We start from the raw sequence: 19,210 nt of genomic DNA, 5'->3' as shown, positions 1-19,210 counted from the left end.
GTGATAAACCAATTTAAAACAAAAATTAAAAAACTTAGTGACTCTCATGAGCTTGACCGATATACACAAGGGTCAACATCATAAAAATAAATGCCTGGAGCAAGATAATCATAATATGGAATATTGCCCAAACGGAACCAGCCAAAACATGACCGAAACCCAATCCAATACTCAATGCATTGAATCCTGTCCATGCACCGCCTAATAGCGCAATCAGCATAAATACAAGCTCACCAGCAAACATATTACCGAATAACCGCATACCTAAAGACACTGTTTTAGCTGCATACTCAATTATATTAAGTGCAAAGTTAGCGGGTGCAAGTAAAATTGCTGCGATACCTTTAGCGTGGAAAGGTGCAGTAAATAAGCCAACAATAAAATGCCCGATCCCATGAATTTTTGCTCCATAATATAAAGATAAAAGAAGCACACCCATAGACATAGCTAATGGGATATTAAGATCGGCAGTTGGCAGAATACGGTGATAGTAAAGAGGACCTGGATGGTGGTGATCACCAGCAAGACCTAGCCAGTTATAAAGTTGACCAGCAAAATCTACGGGCACTAAATCCAGTGCATTCATCAATGTAATCCACAAAAACACAGTAAGTGCTAGGGGAGCTACGAATTTGCGTGAGTTTTCGTTTGGAATGATACTTTTCGCTTGATCTGATACCATCTCAACGACCATCTCTACTGCAGCTTGAAAGCGACCTGGCACACCAGCGGTTGCACGCTTAGCAGCCATATATAGTAGACCTATAACAATCAAGCCCATAAGAACGGACCAAAAAATAGAGTCGTAATTGATATAACTGAAATTAGCGATTGTATCTTGGGGGTGACCAAAATTATTTAAATGTCCTAGATGGTGCTGTATATAAGCTTGCTGTGGTGATGCACCTGCTGCCATCAAAAAAACTCCTGCTTAATCGCTAAAACTAAAACTTGTTAAATAATATGAGTAAAAAGTAAGACTTCATGGTGGCAATAAACCCTACCAATAAAGGGAGCCACATAATTGAGTCTCCATAGTGTCTTACAATCAACCACAAAATCACTAGAGCTCCGATAACTTTTATACCCTCTGCTATAAACAATCCAGCAAAAGAAGCCATCCTGCCTGAGTAGATGCGTAAAATCATACGCAATACGACAAAAGCCGTGGGTATTAGATAAGCTAATCCTCCAAGACTAGACCAGTATGCATGATTCCAAGATCCGAACAATGCAAATAAAGCTGATACTGCAAGGAGGAAAATTAGCTGAGATATCAAAACCCAAATTAATCCACGTGAAGCCTGAGTGTCTAATCTAAGACGCTCCTCAGCTGTGAGTTTATAAGCTTCCAATAGATATAATCCCTAATGTTTTGCGAACTCAAAACTGTCATAAGTATATACAGTTTTATGTTAAATGTAAAATACAAAAACCCTTTTATACAAAAAATTTTTTATGATTTCAGAAGTTTTTTTTAATGTACGACCACACAAACTTTCAGAACATTTGCTGTCGGTTGAGATGTCATTTACAAACAATTCGGACGATGAAAAGTTAGAACTCTATTTTCCTCAATGGATTCCTGGTTCTTACATGATTAGAGATTTTTCTAAGAACATAATCGATCTTCAAATCAATGGAAAACCCTTAACTCCACATAGTTACGAGGTTATTGCCCCCAGAGGACAAACCGTTACTATTACATATTTGATATATGCTTACGACCTGTCTGTTAGAGCTGCACATGTAGATGACACACATGCGTTTTTTAATGGAACAAGCCTATTTTTTGCGATTAAAAACTCGGAATATGTACCACACAATTTAAATATTACAGATTTTCCGAGCGATTGGAAAATTTACACTTCCCTTAGAAAAGCAAACGACTCACAGGAAAATTCATTTGGTGAATATATAGCAACCGACTACTTTGAACTAGTAGATTGTCCAGTAGAAATAGGAAAACCTCAAACTGTTTCTTTTACGGCTCATGGGGCAGAGCATATGTTGGTGTTTACGGGGGCATTGCCAAATATAGATTTAGACAGGATTGCCCACGATGCTCAAAAAATATGCGAAACCGAAATTGCGTTTTTTGATCCGATAACTAAGCGAGCACCGTTTTTAGATACGGCACAAAAGTATCATTTTTTGGTCCTTGTTACTGAAAATTCATATGGCGGGTTGGAGCATAGATCGAGTACGGCATTGATTTGCTCAAGGGCTGATTTGCCCACCGTTCACGGTTTTGAGATGGATGACGGATATGTGAGATTTCTAGGGCTTGTTAGCCATGAATATTTCCATACGTGGCTTGTGAAGCGGATTGTCCCAGCTGAACACAAGTATTTACAGCTCGATGGCATGCGTCCTATAGATACTTTGTGGATTTTTGAAGGCTTTACCTCATATTATGATGATTTAACGTTGGCAATGTCCAAGTTAATCGACCCAGAAAAATATCTCGAACTAATTTCGAAAACTTATAATGCGGTTTTTGGTGTTGAGGGGCATAAACATCAATCCATAGCCCAAAGCTCCTACGAAGCATGGACCAAGTACTATAAACAGGATGAAAATTCTCCTAACAGCATCTCTAGTTATTACGCAAAAGGTGCCTTGGTTGCATTCTGCATTGATATGTTTTTACGTGCTCGTGGGCATTCGTTGGCAGAGGTTTTGCAGTTCATCTGGAAAAAACTTGGTGAAAATTTCTACTCTAAGGCACCTGATGAACGTGGAGGTATATTAGCCATAGATAACGCAAGCTCTGGCAATGATATCAATATCATCGATTTAATCGAAGAGGCTGTCGGAATTCGCATGTACGATGAGATAAAACAATGGGCTTATGGCAAGGAGGCATTGCCACTAGAAGAACTGCTAGAGGGCGTTAATTTGAAGTTAGAAAGCAATCAAAGCGAGTCGAAAAATAATGCGGCCCTTAATGCGAAACTTAAACAAGAAAATGGGCGATTAATTTTTTCTAACGTTTATTCAGGTGGAGCTGCTGCTAATGCGGGTATTTCGGCGAAAGATGAGCTTATTGCCATAGATAAAGTCAAAGCAAAAACCGAAAAACTCGAAGTGCTTTTAAAAGGATACAAAGTGCAAGACCGTGTATCCATCGATGTGTTCAGAGGTGACGTACTTAAGACTTATGATGTAGTCTTAAATCAGCAAGACGATGAGAAAAAAATTTCGCTATCAGGGGTGAGCCCGAATTTCTTCGATCAGATCCTTTCCGAATAGCTTGTAGTACTCTAAGTCGTCATTGCGTGCTGGAACTGCAAAGGAATCCTTATCCACATCAGTGACGACTTGCATACCTTCAGCACGCAACTTTTCCAAACCTTTGGATTCCATATTGTCTACAAACGCCCTCATTTGCTGTGCACCGAGGTGAGCTGCTTTTCTTACCTGCTCTTTTTGCTGTTCGCTAAGTCTATCGTAAAAATGTTCGGAAGCCAATATGACCGCAGGTGCATAGAAATGTGCAGTCAAAGATAAATGTTTTTGGTACTGATAAACTTTTTCTGACACCATAACGCTTATAGAATTTTCTTGACCATCGATAACGCCTTGGCTCATAGCTGAGGGCACCTCTGTCCATGACATGGGAGCTGGCGAAAATCCCATGCTTTTAAAAGCACGAATATGTATGGCATTTTGTGTTGTTCTGATTTTTAATCCACGGGCATCTTTAAATGATTGAACTGGGTGCTTGCTATTTGTCAGATGCCTAAAACCCTGTTCTCCCCACGCAAGAGCAACGACACCCTCTCGACTGATTTTTTTAAGCATATCATTGCCAATTTGGTCATCGAGGACTGAGCGTGCATGTTGAATATCTCGAAATAAATAGGGCATATCAAACACCCCAACCTGCGGAACAAAATTCTGCAACGCACCCGTGGAAACTATGGCCATATCAAGCGTTCCGAGCTTTAGGCTTTCTATCATTTCGCGTTCACTTCCTAGAATACTGTTTGGAAATAACTTTAAGTCTAAACTTTCATTTAATTCAGACTTTATGCGAGAGGCACTTACACCATAATGAGATTGAGCCTGTAGGGCAAAGCCTATCTTAACGGTTTTAATATTTTTAGGAAGTACAAATTCGTAAAAAATAATTAGGGTGGCAATAACAACGCCAATCAAAATTAAACGTAATTTCATCTCGAACAAATACTACATTCAGTGTTACGCTTCAAATCAAACTTAGACCATGTACTTGTTAAAGCATCGAATCTGAGCAATCTACCTTTTAGAGTTTTAATTGCTTGGTCCTGATTTTGTGAAACATCATGATTTACATCATCGTTCTTTACTAATTCATCGCCCTGACAGCACTCATGACTGTCGAACTGACCACAATCTTGAGCTTGGTCAGGACCAAGTGCGAGATTGCCGTTTTGATCTACTACATCAGAATGACCACAATCTAAAATAAGTTTTATAGCCTCCAAGGCTTGCATACTCCCCATAACGCCAAGCAAAGGAGATATCACCCCAAGAGTGGCACAAGACTCGCATGGAGCCTCATCTTCAGGAGCATATAGACAAGCATAACAAGGTGACGTAGCATCTCTGAAATCAAATGTAGTTATCTGACCTGACCATTCGATAGCAGCTGCTGACACTAATGGAATCTTATTTTGTACACAATACCGATTGATATCATGTCGCGTAGCAAAATTATCTGTGCAGTCGAGAACCGCATCAATAGCACCTTGCAACAAATTCGGTGTAAACTTTTTGCCGATTTGAGTAATCTTTATTTCTGAATTTAATTTAGTTAATGATTCTTTTGCTGATACGACTTTTTTAAAGCCGACTTCGCATTCATTATGCACAATCTGCCTTTGTAGATTCGTAATATCTACTACGTCATCATCCACAAGAATAAGCTCGCCTACTCCTGATGCCGCTAAGTATATGGATGCAGCGGAACCTAAACCACCTAGCCCAATTATGGCAATTCGTGCATTTGATAGCTTTTCCTGCCCCTCAAATCCAAAATTATTAAGCATAATATGCCGAGAATATCTCAGCATTTGCTCATCATTTAGAGACTGGACCATTTACTACTGACTTACCTTTAAGAAAATTTATAGCTTGTTGAAGTTGGAAATCTTCTGGAGATCCAAATTTAAACGACTTAGCTCCTTTTGCGGGTTTAAATTCTGAGGCTTTTGATTTTTTATCTTTCTCTAATGGAGGAATAAACCCAACCCCTTTTGTTTTATTTTGAGTTTTAACCTCGTCATTAGCAGACTCGGATTTGAGTTCGTCTTTAGCTTTGTTTGAAATAGACTTTTCGTTTTCTAAATGAGAATCTAAATCCGCCTCACGTGCTGGTGGGAACAAATCGCCATACACAGTATCAGTAACTTGAATATCAGGAGTTATGCCGAGAGCCTGAATTGACCTGCCACTGGGTGTGTAATAACGTGAAGTTGTAAGTTTCATGCCCGTTTCTTCATCTATATTAATAACGATTTGGACAGAACCTTTTCCAAAACTGCGATTACCAATTATTTTGGCCCGTTGAAAATCTTGCATCGCTCCTGCAACAATTTCTGACGCTGAAGCGGACCCCACATTAATAAGAACAGCCATTGGCAATGTCTTCAGCCAAACTGGCAACTTCCCTTGATCTACATCCTCGCTCGCATATGCTTCAGACAACATAGATGCGTAATCCTCAACATTGCCATCACGGCCCTTAGTAGTTACTACTGGCTTATCCGTCTGAACAAAAAGTTTGGATATAAGTACTGCAGAATTAAGTAACCCTCCAGGATTATTGCGTACATCAAGAACTAAGGCTTTAGGCGGAGTGTCAACCTTCGAAACCGCCTTAACTAAATCCGCATATGAATTTTGCTGAAACTGCGAAATCCTTATGTAGAGTATATCTTCGATAAGTTGAGTTTTAATACTGTCGATATGCACAAGTTCACGAGTAATATCAAAGATAAGCGGTTTATCCGAACCTTTGCGCTCAACAACCAAGTGAACTTTTGTACCTGGCTCGCCCCTAACAGTTTTAACTATCTCTGATAGGGTCATCTTTTGGGTTTCTTTGCCATTAATTTCAGTGATTAGGTCCCCTGGCAATAACCCCGCTTTCGATGCAGGTGCATCTTCAATGGGGGTAATTATCTTTACCTTTCCTCCAGACATACCCATCTCAATGCCAAGACCGCCAAACTCTCCATCCGTTTCCTCACGTAAATCGGCCATATCATCTGCATCTAAATAAACAGTATGAGGATCTAGATCATCCAGTAGCCCTCTAATCGCGGCATCTACGATTTCTCTATCACTCATTTTTTCAATATATCTGTTTTTTATGTTTGCAAATACCAATGCAAATCTACGCAACTCCTCATATTTGAAATTTGCTTCATCTTCAGCTTTAGACGTAATCTTGGAACCCAGTGCATCATAGTTAAGATAGTCAAAAGTGTTTTTATATTTTTCAGAAGTTTCAGAGTCAATATCTTCAATATTCTCTGAAGGCTGTGTCTGCAATGGGGGTTTTTGTGCGGGCAATTGAGCCCACACACTAAACTGCATCCCTAGAAATATAGGTAATAAAAACTTTTTGAATAATTTCATATTATTGAGCTAACCAAATAAGTGGATCTACTGGTTGAGTTCCACTTCTAATTTCAAAGTACAGTGCAGGCTCAACTTGACCACCAGTAGCCCCGACTTTTGCAATCACATCACCTACGTTTACGGTTTGACCAACAGCACTTAGCAAACTCTGATTATAGGCATAAACGCTTAAATAATGATTTCCATGGTCGATAATAATCAAATTTCCAAATCCCCTCACCCAGTTTGAAAACACAACCTGTCCCGAAGCAATAGCTTTAACAGGTGCACCTGCAGAGGCTTTAATTAGTATCCCTCTCCAAACATCGCCTGTATCCACTCTATTCTGACCATAATTGGCCATCAGTTCGCCTCGTATAGGCCAAGGAGAATTTTTTTGTAAACCAGATCCAAGGGTTGCGTTTCTTTTTGAATTAATACGCTTTTCATCCTCTTTAGCTTTTTTAAGAAGTGTCTCGGCTTTGATTGCTTTATTGCGAGCAAGTTTAGCTTTCGCTTCTTCGATTTCAGCATTATCTTTTAACTGTCGTGCCGCAGCCTCGGCAATTTCAATTTCGCGTAACTGCTCTGATAGTATGCGTTTTCGCTCCTCTGGGGAGGCATTAAAAAATTCTGTATTTATATGGCTTTCTTCAATGTTTTTAGCTGATTCTTCTGATATACGCTTACGTGCTTCTTCTAATTTTTTTGTAGCCTGATTTGCCTGAACAGCCGCTTCATCCGCAGTTGACTGAGCTTTTGAGGCAATGTCTTTTGCTTTTTGTGCCTCAATTTGAGCTTTTTTACGTAGCTCTTCTGCTCGCAAGGCCTGCTTTAAAACTTCCTGTTGATGTGCTAGCTCAGCCTTTCGAAGCTCTTCTCGTTCAGATTGTATCTTCGTCTCGATACCCTCAATAATTTGACTCAACCTAAGGTCATCATTTTTAAGAGACTGTGCTTCCTTACGTCGCTTTGCCAATGTCTTTTCTACATTTTTAAGAGATTTTTTATACTGTTCCTGCTCTTTAATTAAATCAGCTTTGACTTTTTTTTCGTTGGCTTGAACAGTCGCTAATTGTTTCTGAGTTTGATTGATTTGAACTAATGTCTGGGATATACGTGCTAAATCCTGTGTAATTGCAGATATAATGCGAATCTTTGCACGGGATACATAAGTTAAATATCCCATTTCTCTGGAGATTTTTTGTGCATCATGACCAGATAAAAGAGTAGCCCATGGGGATACTTGACTTTTATATTGAGTACTAATTTGTAAAGATAGCTCGGCCTTTCTATTGTTTAATGCAGTCTTCTGCTCATGCTCTTCGAGCTTCAAGGCCTCCAACTTATTCTTAAGTTCTGCACCCTCTTTTTCAAGGTCCTGGAGTTTTTTGGTTTGCTCGGAAATTAGCTTTTCAGATTTATGCAATTCATCCAGAATATCGTCTTTTTGAGTCTCTTTTTTCTCAATTTCCTGCTCGAGTTTTTTTATTTTTTCTTGGAGGGCGATGCGTTGTTTTTCAACCTGATTTTGCTGTTTTGTTAAATTAATTTGGGCTGGCAATGCCGACGTAACACATACGCCCAAACAAAATGCAACAGCCCTAACCCACTTCATTACTTAGCCTTTCCTTGAGCAGCTACGGCAGCAACCGCTTTAGCAATCGCTTCCTGATCGCCAATATAGTAATGCTTAATTGGTTTTAAATTCTCATCAAGCTCGTAAACAAGAGGTTGTCCAGTTGGTATGTTTAAAGACACAATATCATCGTCGCTAATTTGATCCAAATGCTTAATTAATGCACGCAAGCTATTTCCATGTGCGGTAATAAGAACTCGCTTACCTTCTTTGATATCTTTTGAGATTTGCTCCTCCCACAAAGGAATAACACGAGCAACAGTATCTTTTAGGCATTCGGTGCTTGGAAGCTCACTCTGATCTAAATCTTTATATCGAGCATCGAATCGAGGATGTCTTTCATCATCATTAGAAATTGGATCTGGAGCAATAGCATAGGCACGACGCCATATCAAAACCTGCTCATCTCCAAATTTTTGAGCTGTCTCGGATTTATTTAATCCTTGAAGATTACCGTAATGACGCTCATTTAAACGCCATGACTTCATAACAGGTAGATGCATACGATCCATCTCATCTAATGCGATCCAAAGTGTTCTAATGGCACGCTTTAATACTGAAGTGTAGGCAATGTCAAAGTCAAATCCCTGCTCTTTTAATAATGCCCCCGCTTCCTTTGCTTGTTTGCGACCCGTATCTGTAAGGTCTACATCAGCCCAACCGGTAAAACGATTTTCAAGATTCCATTGACTCTCGCCATGACGCATCAAAACAAGTTTATACATAAGTCGCCTATAAAGTTTTCACAAATGTTTGACTATTTTAACTTGTTATAATTTATGGCTAAATTATTCAATGAATTCAAGGTATTTTTAAGTGGATTTTCTTTTACATAACAATAACTATTTGTTTCTCTTAGCAGCAATAGGTTCTGGCATACTGCTCCTACTAAGTTCACGTAAGGGCGGTCTAAGCTCACTTACACCTCAAGAGGCAGTTCGATTAAGTAACACTGAGCACGCACAATTTATAGACATTAGAGCACCAGAGGCTTTTCAAGAAAGTCATATTGCTCAATCTAAAAATTTCCCTAAATCAACACTCGAATCCAAAGCGAGTACATTGCCAAAAAAACCACTTATTCTAGTATGTGATACAGGTCGTACTGCTCAGGAAGCTGCAGGCATATTGAAAAAACTTAATATTGAAAATGTGTATACTTTAAAAGATGGATTGACCGCATGGAAAAATGAGGGTCTGCCACTTAAATCAAAGAAAAAATCGAAGGAGTAGCTATGGCTAATATCACGATGTACTACAAACCAACTTGTCCTTACTGTATGAAGGCGGATAAGTTGTTACGCGAGAAAGGCGTTACCGATATTGAAAAAATTAATGTAGAATCTGACCCCTCAGCTAAAGCTGAAATGGTTTCTCGTTCTGGCGGTCGTACAACCGTACCTCAAATTTTTATTAATGACGAACATATCGGAGGTTGCGACGATTTAGTGAAACTTAACGCCGAGGGCGGTCTAGATTCTAAGTTATCAGCGGAAAGCACAAAAGGTGGCTGCACTGGTGAGGGCGGTTGTTGTGGTGCTTGTGGCGGTAAAGGTTCAGACGAAACCGAAAACAGCAACTCTAACTAGATTTATGTTCACTTACAGGACTTTGGTCATAGGAGCTGGTAGTTGGGGTACAGCCTTGGCTACATTAGCTAGCTTAAAGGGCGAAGTTCTTCTATGGTCACGTGACTGTAAGCAAGTAGAAGCAATAAATTCCACACATCACAACCCTAGTTATTTGTCAGAATTTCCTATTCAGGATAGGGTACGAGGTACCTGTTCTTTCGAAGAAGCTAAGGATTTTTTAACTGGTGATGCTGATGGATTTTTAGTCATATTAGCATTGCCAGTTGCGGGCATGAGAGATGGTGTAATCCAATGGAGTAAGTGGTTGCCTGCAGATATCCCCATAGTATGGACATGTAAGGGATTTGAATCGGATACAGGATTGTTGCCTCATGAGATTATTGCTAAGGAAAGCGGTTTTACTGAAGTTGGTGTTCTTTCTGGACCGTCATTTGCAAAGGAAGTAATTCAAGGGTTACCCGTTGCTCTTACTGTTGCGACTGCTAGTGATATGGTCATTGAAATCGCTACAAATGTTTTGCATAACGGGTCATGTCGCGTGTATGGCAGTTCTGATGTTGTTGGCGTAGAGGTCGGCGGGGCACTTAAGAATATTATTGCTATTGCATGTGGTATAAGTGATGGACTTGGGCTTGGGCTTAATGCTCGTGCGGCATTGATTACACGTGGTTTAACTGAAATGTCACGATTAGGCGTAGCCATGGGGGCTTTGCATTCGACGTTTTATGGTCTCACTGGTATGGGCGATTTAGTACTAACTGCTACAGGTGATTTATCAAGAAATCGGCAAGTTGGTCTAGCCATTGCATCGGGGCGAAGTTTAGAGGATATCCTGAGTTCTGGGCTTACGGCAGAGGGTGTACGTTGTGCTCAAATTACTTTATCTAAGGCTAATGAGTTAGGAGTAGCATTGCCAATTACAGAGGCAGTTTGCGATGTTTTATTTGGTGGTGTTCAACCACTCGATGCGGTACGCAAATTATTGATTCGCGACGCAAAATCTGAGTAATATTATTTGTAATATATATACAATACAATTGGAAAATTAAACTGAATTCAACTTGAGGACATTATGTCAGAAGAAAACAAAAACTTAAATCAAGAAAACGCACAATCTAATGGTTCTACAGAATCTGCAGATCAATCTCGTGGCGAACCTTCTATCCGTAAAATTGGCGAAGATAAACCACAAGAACAGCAAAAATCATTTACTCTACAAAGAACATATTTGAAAGAAAGCTCTCTTGAGATGCCTAACGCTCCACATATTTTTATGGCAGAAGAAAATCCTCAATACGAGATTTCAGTAAATATCGGAGCAGAGCCTTTGTCTGACAGATTCTTCCATTCGTTAGTTCGTGCTACTGTGCATGCAAAAATTGGTCAACACACGCTTTATATGTTAGAAGGCACTCAAGCTGGTATATTTGAAATTACTGGTTTTGAAGTTCAAGAAATCGATCAATTGCTTGGTATCGTATGTCCTGCTAACTTGTTCAATTACTTGCGCGTAAATCTTGCTGATATGGTTACACGTACAGGTCTTCCACAACTTAATTTAGCTGACATAAACTTCCAAGCTTTATACGAGCAAAATCTACAAGCACGTATCCAAGAAGCTCAAAAACAACAAGCCGCACAGCAAGGTGAATCTGCTGGAGCTTCGGGAGCAACTCCTGGAACTCAAGGTAGCCAAGCACCAAACTAATACTACTATTAAATGCATTATAGGGGTCTTATTCGAGACCCCTTTTTTTTTCATCAATCACTTATACTTGAATTCTCATCTTTCAAAATAACAAAAGTAGTAGGTCTATGTCTTAGATATTTGATGTTAACCACTTCACCTTTGTTGGGTTCACTAGAGAAGTCCGTAGGCGGATAATAGGGATTGCTGGAAGTTAAATAGCTTACCGTCACATCTTCTTTATCATGAGTCTTGTAGCTCAATGTGATTCGTAAAGTATCTTCGTAATTCACTAGTATCGATGAACTCTCACGATTTACAATAAACGCTTCTGTTTGGACACCATGCTTTCCTACATAACTCGAAACGAATTCCTCTAATGAGAGCATGGCAATTAAAACAATAATAAAATTCAAAACTGTTGGAATAATCCACCATAGCGGATGAAAAATCATAGATAGTCCATAGCCATAAACACTACGGACACCTAAAGCTCTAAAAATCAGCACACGAACAACATGAGCAAATGCGTAGAGGATATAGAAAATTATTGGCAATGGCCATACTTTATCGACGGCCCAAATTAGCCATTCGTAAATTACTTGCACGCAGGCACCCTATTCCCTACATAAATCATTGTCCTCAAGTATTTTTGGAGCGACGTGATTTTCTTGCTTAGGAGAAATGTTTTCTCTCTCAAATTTTTGTATCTTTGTTCAGTATGCGACAAGCCTTTACCCCTGCTCATTCTACGTTCAATGATTTAGATATTACTACTTTTGAAAAATTATCTCTTACAGCTCTCAAAGGTCTAAGCTCTTGCACTTGCTTTGAATCCGCATCCATATTTAGGGCTGATTGAATATATAACTGATGAACTCCCTTACGGGCAATGAAATCGATTTCAGTAGACTTTGAAACTTTCCGCTTGTAAGCACTAGTTTCATATTTTCACGCCAAACTTTGAATCAAGAGTTCGCAATATATTAGAAGCATTGGTCAATCACCCGATAGGAGAACTCAAAACCTTAGTTATATCCGCAAGCAACTCAGGATACTTGATTATGAAGCGTTCCTCAAATTCTCCAAATCACGGAAGTGCCTAAACTTAAAAAACACTATGTGATATTCAAATATTACTCAAAAGTAGGTAGAATATTCGACTAAGTTTCGAGCGAAATGGTGAGTTTTGCTTGATTATTAGTCAGTTAATTTCGAAGTAACAATTGATATCAGTATAATTTCTGTCTTCTTGGGTTTTTATGGGGTACCCAACTTAAACGCATAAACATCAACATCTTAGGCAAAATTAATGAGTGCCTTATTTTCCCGTAAATGATTTTATGCGTCCTTTTTTCGAGAAATTAAAACATTCACGAACAGCCAAGTCACTATCTTTTAAGTCAAATTTTCTTAATTCGTCGCCTAGCTTTTTAATTTGTTCAGTGTAAATTTTGGGTTTGGACATTTTAATAAACGACTCATGCCCCAGTTTAGCCATACATCCCTCGAAAGCTATAATTTCTCCCATTTCTTCATCGCTAATAATCGGAAACTCCTCAATTTTCCAATTTTTATAATCCATAGAAATTGGGGGCGACATTATATTTAAGTTATAAGATACTCGCTTACATAGATAAAATACATTTTGATTAATCTTAGGCACGCCATCTGACTCTGGCTTCAAGTACATATATTCTTTTAGTGGCAATGATGAAACAAGCGACTTTACAGCCTTACCTACATTCCGTCTATTGATATCATGTACTGGATTTTCCTTTAGAAAATCCTTCTTCCAAGAATTCCCCATTGTTTTGTAAATATCGTCATCCTGCATCTGAAGACAAGAAAAAAATGCAATTTCTTCCTCTAGATTGTCAACATTTTCATTTGAGAATGATGGAAGAGATATTAATATTAAACTACTTATAAAAAGTGTTATCTGACTATAGAGTAAGTTCATATCAATCCTCAAAATTATTTTTCAATATCGAATGTATTTCAGGCTTTTCAGACAACTTGAAGCAAAACTTAAGCACACCATTTAGATCATGATAATTTCTAAAATTTTCACTGGCAAAGTCTTTCACTTTAGGCAATAACGTATTATTTATAAAATCTAAATGTTCATCCAATACAGATAAATCATTTGACATACGAGTAGATGTACTATTTGACTGACTGATAAAAAAAATATCTCCTGACTGGGAAATGCATTTTTCTACAATTAAGTTTTCAATAGCTTCTTTTTTTGTGAGTGGTGAAAATTTAATATTTTTATATTCTTGAGGCGGAGGATTTCTAGATAACATGTTTGATACAAGAGAACAGTGATATATGGGTTCAGCAATATGACTACTCTGAGAACATGAAACACAGTTACTCTGTGTATTTTCGCGAAAATGCATTGGATGAGATTTTTCAATTTCTAAAACAGATTTATAAATTTTTGTGTATTGGCTTTCATCAAACCAATCATTTGTTTTATATTCCTGCTCCCACTCTAGGGCGTTTTGCACTAAAAGTGGGTGTTGCTGTAACGAAAAACATGAAATCAATGCAGCTTCTTTTACGTTTAAATCATTTGCAAAAGCACTGTTAGAAAACATGTAAATCAATAAAAAGAAATACTTATTCACTGAAATACTCCTTAATGAATGACTGCAATTGAGTACCCTTAGTTTTTTGATAGCACGTCATAATGGGCGATTCGGAGTCAGTATTTTGAAGGATTGAAATGTTTTTAATTTTATTTACAAAGTCGCTGTCAAATTGAATATTTCTGTCTTGATAGGAGTGTGATAGGTTTGACAAATATTCGTTTGAATATGACTGCAAACAAAACTCGAATGAAAGACCTTCAATCATTTCCTTTTTTTGAATTTGTAAAAAACTTTTTAGAGAATCGTCTTCATACTTTTCAAAATATTTTCTTTGCTCAACAGCACGCTTACAAAAGAAAAGTCCATTTGAAAAATATTTTTTACTAATTCTATCCTCATCAAAAAGCTGAGGGAAATTCCATAGAAAATAAAGAATTTTAAAATCATAAAACTCAGAAGAATCGAGCAGTCCTGACGTTCTGGAAATTAGTTTTTTACGCCATTCATTGCCCTGGTTTGCTAGATATGGATGGGGTTGATTTTCAAGACAAATTGCAAAGGCCATTTCCTCCTCAACCTGCTCTATATTGTCTATAAAGTATTTTGCATTTACTGAAGTACAACTAATCATACTTATGTAAATCAAGAGAGAATTTATTAATTTCATCTTTGTCTACTTTGCCTTTGCTGAAAATGGTAGCAGTATTTCGCAGGTACCGATTTCAAATCAGAGTTATCTTTTTTGATTAAATCTTGTATAAGTGGCAATGCATCCTTGAACTCTCTACTTAACTTGATTTCGGCTTCTGTACCTTCTATAAAATCTAAACCACCAAAAGAATTATTAGTTAATTCACTCATACAATTTACAAAAATAATGTTTTTTTCGTAAAACGTTTCTATACCCTTAAACAAAAGTTCATTCATAGAAAAATTCTTAGACCTTTCATCCGCAATCAAATCCACATATCTATGGCAGACGAAAAGAGGGTTTGTATAAAAGCGATCGGGTTCCTGATATCTGTTTTTTGTTACGGAAAAATATGGAATTGGCAATGAAGATATTGACTCTACAGAATTCTTGAATAGTTGATCAAAGTTTTTAGGATTTTTTTGATAGGAGCTTCGCAAATCATTTAACCAAATCTCTCCTTGCTCTTTATAAACATTAAGATTTTGTGAGGCTAGACAAGTCGCAAATAAAATTTCCTTAGGATAATCCGCTTCAGGTGCCTTAGCATCGGCTTTTAGAACCATAAAGGCAACAAAGTAAAAAATTATCACTAATTTTGGTACTAATCTTTTAATATCCATAAACTCACGTAATTCAAAGCCTTATGACCAAAATAATCGTCATGGACCATATCAGGGAATTTTCCAAAATTAGTTCCAGATCCATTAAAAAGTGTTATATGCCCTGAAGCATCTTTAAAAGCTATATTAAAATACATTATTCCCTTATTTCTACCAAAATCTTCAATAGTATTTTTTTAGAAATTTCTGGTTTACCCCACTTATAAGTCAAATATTTAACTAATACATCTAATCTATAGATTATCGGTTTTTTATTTTTGTCTGAAAAATATTGGAAACCAATTTTATTTAAATAATAGGAGTCAATTGTATGACCTGCACCATTAAGGGCGACACTTATACGTGTAGCACAAGTATTAATGAACTCTTTACCTAAATTTAGTGCTGCAGTACCCCCCAAATGTTTATGCAACGTAATATAATCTTTATATAAACTTCTTTGAGGATATTGTTTTGTTAGATCAATGTATTGTGGTCGGCTCATAACGGTTTCTAAATTTAAAAAAGGTGATTAATTTCTATTATCTACCAAATAAGTTAAACCAATGTGTCAATCGCAATATAATATATCCCACTCTTATACAATAAGTGTATAACACCCTGTATTTAGCCATATTTTCCTATTGTTCAGAATAATATTTTGTTTGAAATAAATTCAAGGAGCAAATGAATTTCATAAAAACTTAATATATCCTATCGAGATTTCAAAATTCTTTTGTATTTATTTCTTATAAATTCATCTTAGATGGGTTATTCACATATTCAAAACAAGTAGCTACTAGTAATGTTTAAGTATGATCTTCACTAGGTTTATAAAAACCAATGTAATACGTAATAGGCTCCTTTAGCGATTTATAAATTAATTCATTTATAGGAAATATAACATTATCAAGGTCAAATTCTAAGTTGCCTTCATATATATTTTGGCCCATATAATCCCTTCTAGAGACAAGATTTTGTTGTCTTGTCCAGCAAAACAACTTGAAAAAAGTAAAACTTCTCAAATTATGCCATATTCCTTTGTTTTCTTTAGATGCTGATTAAGAGATTGAACCTAAAACGGATAGAATAAAAATACTTAAATTTAATAAATCTCATACTATCCCCCAAAATAAACTTCTTTGAGTTTTATTTTTTTGGATTTGACTCTTTGACATATGTAAAGTAATCATCGAAGGTAGGTTATCTATAATTTGTCCCATTCTTTAGAGTGAATAGGGCTGTAGCTTTACCAAATGGGATATCAAAAAAATATCTCACTTTTCAATTTTAACTAATCATCAAATGGGGTTTTAATGTATTTTAAGCTTGGAGCTCCTATGATATGTGTAAGGTATTTCTTAAGTTCACTCATTCTAAAGTTAATGAGCGTTCCAACTTTAGCCTTTAAAGTTTTTATTTTCAGTTTCTTAATTATTATGGAATCAATTTATAAACCCGACTTATTCTAAGCAACACTAATCCTACTAGCACATGCATTACCGCTTTATCCAAAGCCTCGTATAAAGGTATTAGCAAATGGGTTATTGCGAGTGTTACGAAAATTTATTTAATGAATTTAAAAAATAAATTTTTTATATTAACAATTCAATTATTTTAATTTTCCGAAATACTAAAATTTATCTGTTTCATAAAGATTTAAAACATTAGCTAGCAGACATATCTGAACTGCATTTGACATTTCTCATTTGCTTCTTTGCGATATCATTCACCCCTGGACTACGTTTTCTGCCTTATACGATTTAAAATTTCAAATATATAATTGCAATAGTCAATCTGAAATTACCATTGAAACAATAATGAAAATAAGATTCATTATCATTGTAAGTAGTAAATATTTAGAGTAATCATACTAATTTCATGCTTATTTGTCGATTTGAAATCAATAGCTCCAAAAAATCAGCTAAGTTGATTTGTCCTGGTATTGGTACATTTGAAGCTTTTACTGGAAAAGAACCCTATACCAATAGATTGGAGTGTGCTCATATAACCTACGCTCCTATTCCTCCAGGTAGTTACTGGATTGTTGATAGACCTTTGGGACATTACAAGGAAACTCTTAAGTATTTCGGTATTAATCCCAAACCAACACTGAAAGATGACTGGTTTGCTCTATTTAGAGTCGATAATAAAATTGACGACTTTACGACTTATAATTCAAATGAAAGAAGCCTTTTTAGACTCCATCCCAAGGTTGGAAGAGGTGCTTCATTAGGTTGTATAACCCTTACATATAAAAGTGAATTTGATTTTTTAAGGGCTAAGCTTTTAAACCAAGAGCCGATGAACATTCCAAACACAAGCATCAGAACATACGGGATCATTCTTGTTAGAGCTCTAGATTCTATTAAAAACGTATGTTAGCTAAAACCTTTAAACTTTTACTGGTTATTTTTACTTTCATAGCCATTTATTATTTTGTATTTGAATTGAATGAAGAAGAATTGAAAATGTTCTTCGAACATGACCCTGACCCCTATGATGGCGAATTTGCACTAGGTGTAATAATTAAGTTCTGTCTTATTTTTATTCCTATCTCCTCCTTAGCATCTTCAATACTAATCACTTCTATTGTTAATTTCATCAAATTCGATGCCATTAATGTTCTTTCAAATATACACAAAATAATTGATCAGATAATAATTTTTATTTTGCTTTTTATTGCACTCGTCTTAACGACATCCACTCTAAATTTAAATCTAGGTTTAAGTATCCTAAATGAAGAAGAAATGGAATATGCATTCACTATTTTTGATGTAATGATGAAATTTGATATGCAATCTGCTGAAGATATTTGGGCTTACGAATATTTTCATGCAGCATTTATTAATTCCCTGGCTGTAATAATTCTGTACGTGCTTTCAAAAATATACGACTTGATTTATTACAAATTTGTAAGCAAACATTTGAAAGCTAGTTAAAAAATATCCCATGTTATGTAAAATTTGTATGGATCAAGTTTGATAACTATATTTTCTCTAGGAGAATAGGCAGAGGACTCCTTTTCTTCCCTAAGGTATTTACGTACAGTATTTCTAGAAACATCAAGCTCTTTTGTGAGCTTAATCGAATAACCCAGCTGATATAAGTTTTTAATGAACAAAATCGCCTCCTCATCTAACTTGAATTGCGACCTAAAAAATCGCTATTCTAACTAATTAGAGGGAGTCCATTTTAATTGCCGACTGGGGTCATTTTACGATTGCCGACAACAAAATTGTATACATAATGACAGTTTTTTAAAATAGCTACTCAACTAGTGGAACCTTGTCGAGAGTTTTTTTAAACTCAGGCACAAACCTCCAGGGCTTTCCTGTGAGTGCAGAAGGAGTTACTTTTTTACATTCACTAGTTGTAACTGGCTTTCCCGAAGTTCTAAATAATTCCACACACTTTAATAATATGTCAGCCCTTTTTTCCCAATATTTTTTATTGTTCAATCTTGGGTGTGTGAATATTTCATCATTGGGAGTTAATTTGGCTAATATCTTATTAACCGCTAATAATCTCGATTCAATATCATTGAGTACAGATAGGTCATTATCTTTATCTTTAAATTTTGTTAATGCTATAAAATAAAGTGCATGTTCGCATTTAAACAAAGTTTCTAAAGTAGGATAATTCGGTGCACAGTAATACTTAAATAGACCATATGGTCCATAGTAATGTTCTCTAATTATATCTTGCTGCAAAGCCTTAACGAATTTGTTCTTATCAGCCTCTGAAACATTCTTTCTTGAATATTTTTTGAACAATAGCTTCA

23 protein-coding genes are annotated in these 19,210 nt (G+C 36.5%); 7 read left to right on the top strand and 16 right to left on the bottom strand.

What is annotated here, in order from left to right; translation table 11 throughout:
* Positions 1-34: 34 nt before the first annotated feature.
* Positions 35-916 carry a F0F1 ATP synthase subunit A gene (atpB, locus tag KUI_RS00765; RefSeq protein WP_013521924.1) on the bottom strand — a complete coding sequence of 294 codons (882 nt, stop codon included), beginning with the start codon at positions 914-916 and terminating at the stop codon, positions 35-37.
* 28 nt (positions 917-944) lie between these two features.
* Positions 945-1,355: an ATP synthase subunit I gene (locus tag KUI_RS00760; protein WP_013521923.1), complete on the bottom strand. Its 411-nt coding sequence runs from the start codon at positions 1,353-1,355 to the stop codon at positions 945-947.
* 103 nt (positions 1,356-1,458) lie between these two features.
* On the opposite strand from KUI_RS00760, the gene KUI_RS00755 reads away from it, so the two are divergent.
* The gene (locus tag KUI_RS00755) at positions 1,459-3,255 is read left to right on the top strand and encodes a M61 family metallopeptidase (protein ID WP_014840066.1); all 1,797 of its coding nucleotides are present in this window, start codon (positions 1,459-1,461) and stop codon (positions 3,253-3,255) included.
* Here KUI_RS00755 and KUI_RS00750 read toward each other — a convergent pair.
* The 5 genes from KUI_RS00750 to gpmA are packed head-to-tail and all read right to left on the bottom strand — an operon-like array spanning position 3,211 to position 8,976.
* Positions 3,211-4,182 (bottom strand): TRAP transporter substrate-binding protein, encoded by a 972-nt coding sequence (locus tag KUI_RS00750; RefSeq protein WP_013521921.1) that lies wholly within the window; start codon positions 4,180-4,182, stop codon positions 3,211-3,213. The two genes, KUI_RS00755 and KUI_RS00750, sit on opposite strands and share 45 nt — an antisense overlap.
* Complete coding sequence (locus tag KUI_RS00745) at positions 4,179-5,087, bottom strand: HesA/MoeB/ThiF family protein (protein ID WP_126476006.1); 909 nt, start codon at positions 5,085-5,087, stop codon at positions 4,179-4,181. The genes KUI_RS00750 and KUI_RS00745 overlap by 4 nt, the downstream gene beginning before the upstream one ends.
* Positions 5,068-6,630: a S41 family peptidase gene (locus tag KUI_RS00740; RefSeq protein WP_013521919.1), complete on the bottom strand. Its 1,563-nt coding sequence runs from the start codon at positions 6,628-6,630 to the stop codon at positions 5,068-5,070. The genes KUI_RS00745 and KUI_RS00740 overlap by 20 nt, the downstream gene beginning before the upstream one ends.
* Position 6,631: 1 nt before the next feature.
* Positions 6,632-8,230, bottom strand: coding sequence for a peptidoglycan DD-metalloendopeptidase family protein (locus KUI_RS00735; protein WP_013521918.1), 1,599 nt, complete (start codon positions 8,228-8,230; stop codon positions 6,632-6,634).
* Positions 8,230-8,976, bottom strand: a complete 747-nt coding sequence (gpmA, locus tag KUI_RS00730) for a 2,3-diphosphoglycerate-dependent phosphoglycerate mutase (RefSeq protein WP_013521917.1) — start codon at positions 8,974-8,976, stop codon at positions 8,230-8,232. The genes KUI_RS00735 and gpmA overlap by 1 nt, the downstream gene beginning before the upstream one ends.
* Before the next feature lie 91 nt (positions 8,977-9,067).
* On the opposite strand from gpmA, the gene KUI_RS00725 reads away from it, so the two are divergent.
* The 4 genes from KUI_RS00725 to secB all read left to right on the top strand — a co-directional run bounded on the left by KUI_RS00725 (position 9,068) and on the right by secB (position 11,551).
* Positions 9,068-9,484: a rhodanese-like domain-containing protein gene (locus KUI_RS00725; protein ID WP_013521916.1), complete on the top strand. Its 417-nt coding sequence runs from the start codon at positions 9,068-9,070 to the stop codon at positions 9,482-9,484.
* A 2-nt stretch (positions 9,485-9,486) separates the two neighbouring features.
* Positions 9,487-9,840, top strand: a complete 354-nt coding sequence (grxC, locus tag KUI_RS00720; RefSeq protein WP_013521915.1) for a glutaredoxin 3 — start codon at positions 9,487-9,489, stop codon at positions 9,838-9,840.
* Between the two features lie 4 nt (positions 9,841-9,844).
* Positions 9,845-10,852: an NAD(P)H-dependent glycerol-3-phosphate dehydrogenase gene (locus KUI_RS00715; RefSeq protein ID WP_014840064.1), complete on the top strand. Its 1,008-nt coding sequence runs from the start codon at positions 9,845-9,847 to the stop codon at positions 10,850-10,852.
* Positions 10,853-10,915: 63 nt separating this feature from the next.
* Complete coding sequence (gene secB / locus KUI_RS00710; RefSeq protein WP_013521913.1) at positions 10,916-11,551, top strand: protein-export chaperone SecB; 636 nt, start codon at positions 10,916-10,918, stop codon at positions 11,549-11,551.
* Positions 11,552-11,604: 53 nt separating this feature from the next.
* On the opposite strand, the gene KUI_RS00705 is transcribed toward secB, so the two are convergent.
* The 7 genes from KUI_RS00705 to KUI_RS00680 form a co-directional block, all read right to left on the bottom strand.
* On the bottom strand, positions 11,605-12,138 hold the full coding sequence (locus KUI_RS00705; RefSeq protein ID WP_014840063.1) for a hypothetical protein: 534 nt from the start codon (positions 12,136-12,138) through the stop codon (positions 11,605-11,607).
* A 713-nt stretch (positions 12,139-12,851) separates the two neighbouring features.
* Complete coding sequence (locus KUI_RS00700; protein WP_014840061.1) at positions 12,852-13,493, bottom strand: hypothetical protein; 642 nt, start codon at positions 13,491-13,493, stop codon at positions 12,852-12,854.
* A 1-nt stretch (position 13,494) separates the two neighbouring features.
* The gene (locus KUI_RS00695; protein WP_100248693.1) at positions 13,495-14,169 is read right to left on the bottom strand and encodes a hypothetical protein; all 675 of its coding nucleotides are present in this window, start codon (positions 14,167-14,169) and stop codon (positions 13,495-13,497) included.
* The gene (locus KUI_RS00690; protein ID WP_100248692.1) at positions 14,162-14,800 is read right to left on the bottom strand and encodes a hypothetical protein; all 639 of its coding nucleotides are present in this window, start codon (positions 14,798-14,800) and stop codon (positions 14,162-14,164) included. The genes KUI_RS00695 and KUI_RS00690 overlap by 8 nt, the downstream gene beginning before the upstream one ends.
* Entirely contained in the window at positions 14,797-15,447 is a 651-nt protein-coding gene (locus KUI_RS00685; protein ID WP_100248691.1) for a hypothetical protein, read from the bottom strand. Before KUI_RS00685 ends, KUI_RS00690 begins: the two co-directional genes overlap by 4 nt.
* Complete coding sequence (locus tag KUI_RS08235) at positions 15,429-15,584, bottom strand: hypothetical protein (protein ID WP_014840057.1); 156 nt, start codon at positions 15,582-15,584, stop codon at positions 15,429-15,431. The genes KUI_RS00685 and KUI_RS08235 overlap by 19 nt, the downstream gene beginning before the upstream one ends.
* The gene (locus tag KUI_RS00680; protein ID WP_014840056.1) at positions 15,584-15,931 is read right to left on the bottom strand and encodes a T6SS effector amidase Tae4 family protein; all 348 of its coding nucleotides are present in this window, start codon (positions 15,929-15,931) and stop codon (positions 15,584-15,586) included. The genes KUI_RS08235 and KUI_RS00680 overlap by 1 nt, the downstream gene beginning before the upstream one ends.
* Before the next feature lie 1,376 nt (positions 15,932-17,307).
* Between KUI_RS00680 and KUI_RS00675 the strand changes: the two genes are divergently transcribed.
* Both KUI_RS00675 and KUI_RS00670 read left to right on the top strand, forming a co-directional pair.
* Positions 17,308-17,811 (top strand): DUF2778 domain-containing protein, encoded by a 504-nt coding sequence (locus KUI_RS00675; RefSeq protein ID WP_014840054.1) that lies wholly within the window; start codon positions 17,308-17,310, stop codon positions 17,809-17,811.
* 86 nt (positions 17,812-17,897) lie between these two features.
* Positions 17,898-18,368, top strand: a complete 471-nt coding sequence (locus KUI_RS00670) for a hypothetical protein (protein WP_225972100.1) — start codon at positions 17,898-17,900, stop codon at positions 18,366-18,368.
* On the opposite strand, the gene KUI_RS00665 is transcribed toward KUI_RS00670, so the two are convergent.
* Both KUI_RS00665 and KUI_RS00660 read right to left on the bottom strand, forming a co-directional pair.
* Complete coding sequence (locus KUI_RS00665; RefSeq protein WP_044953899.1) at positions 18,365-18,550, bottom strand: hypothetical protein; 186 nt, start codon at positions 18,548-18,550, stop codon at positions 18,365-18,367. The genes KUI_RS00670 and KUI_RS00665 overlap by 4 nt on opposite strands.
* A gap of 145 nt (positions 18,551-18,695) precedes the next feature.
* Positions 18,696-19,202 (bottom strand): hypothetical protein, encoded by a 507-nt coding sequence (locus KUI_RS00660; protein WP_126476005.1) that lies wholly within the window; start codon positions 19,200-19,202, stop codon positions 18,696-18,698.
* Positions 19,203-19,210: the final 8 nt, after the last annotated feature.

Origin of the sequence: Taylorella equigenitalis ATCC 35865, assembly GCF_000276685.1 — a bacterium.
GTDB lineage: Bacteria > Pseudomonadota > Gammaproteobacteria > Burkholderiales > Burkholderiaceae_B > Taylorella > Taylorella equigenitalis.
Note: the sequence above shows the minus strand (reverse complement) of the source record. Positions and strands in the feature narration are given on the sequence as shown.

Coding starts and splice junctions, on each gene's coding strand:
- atpB (WP_013521924.1), bottom strand. CDS start 916: ATGGCAGCAGGTGCATCACCACAGCAAGCTTATATACAGCACCATCTA.
- KUI_RS00755 (WP_014840066.1), top strand. CDS start 1,459: ATGATTTCAGAAGTTTTTTTTAATGTACGACCACACAAACTTTCAGAA.
- KUI_RS00750 (WP_013521921.1), bottom strand. CDS start 4,182: ATGAAATTACGTTTAATTTTGATTGGCGTTGTTATTGCCACCCTAATT.
- KUI_RS00745 (WP_126476006.1), bottom strand. CDS start 5,087: ATGGTCCAGTCTCTAAATGATGAGCAAATGCTGAGATATTCTCGGCAT.
- KUI_RS00740 (WP_013521919.1), bottom strand. CDS start 6,630: ATGAAATTATTCAAAAAGTTTTTATTACCTATATTTCTAGGGATGCAG.
- KUI_RS00735 (WP_013521918.1), bottom strand. CDS start 8,230: ATGAAGTGGGTTAGGGCTGTTGCATTTTGTTTGGGCGTATGTGTTACG.
- gpmA (WP_013521917.1), bottom strand. CDS start 8,976: ATGTATAAACTTGTTTTGATGCGTCATGGCGAGAGTCAATGGAATCTT.
- grxC (WP_013521915.1), top strand. CDS start 9,487: ATGGCTAATATCACGATGTACTACAAACCAACTTGTCCTTACTGTATG.
- KUI_RS00715 (WP_014840064.1), top strand. CDS start 9,845: ATGTTCACTTACAGGACTTTGGTCATAGGAGCTGGTAGTTGGGGTACA.
- secB (WP_013521913.1), top strand. CDS start 10,916: ATGTCAGAAGAAAACAAAAACTTAAATCAAGAAAACGCACAATCTAAT.
- KUI_RS00700 (WP_014840061.1), bottom strand. CDS start 13,493: ATGAACTTACTCTATAGTCAGATAACACTTTTTATAAGTAGTTTAATA.
- KUI_RS00690 (WP_100248692.1), bottom strand. CDS start 14,800: ATGAAATTAATAAATTCTCTCTTGATTTACATAAGTATGATTAGTTGT.
- KUI_RS00685 (WP_100248691.1), bottom strand. CDS start 15,447: ATGGATATTAAAAGATTAGTACCAAAATTAGTGATAATTTTTTACTTT.
- KUI_RS08235 (WP_014840057.1), bottom strand. CDS start 15,584: ATGTATTTTAATATAGCTTTTAAAGATGCTTCAGGGCATATAACACTT.
- KUI_RS00680 (WP_014840056.1), bottom strand. CDS start 15,931: ATGAGCCGACCACAATACATTGATCTAACAAAACAATATCCTCAAAGA.
- KUI_RS00675 (WP_014840054.1), top strand. CDS start 17,308: ATGCTTATTTGTCGATTTGAAATCAATAGCTCCAAAAAATCAGCTAAG.
- KUI_RS00670 (WP_225972100.1), top strand. CDS start 17,898: ATGTTCTTCGAACATGACCCTGACCCCTATGATGGCGAATTTGCACTA.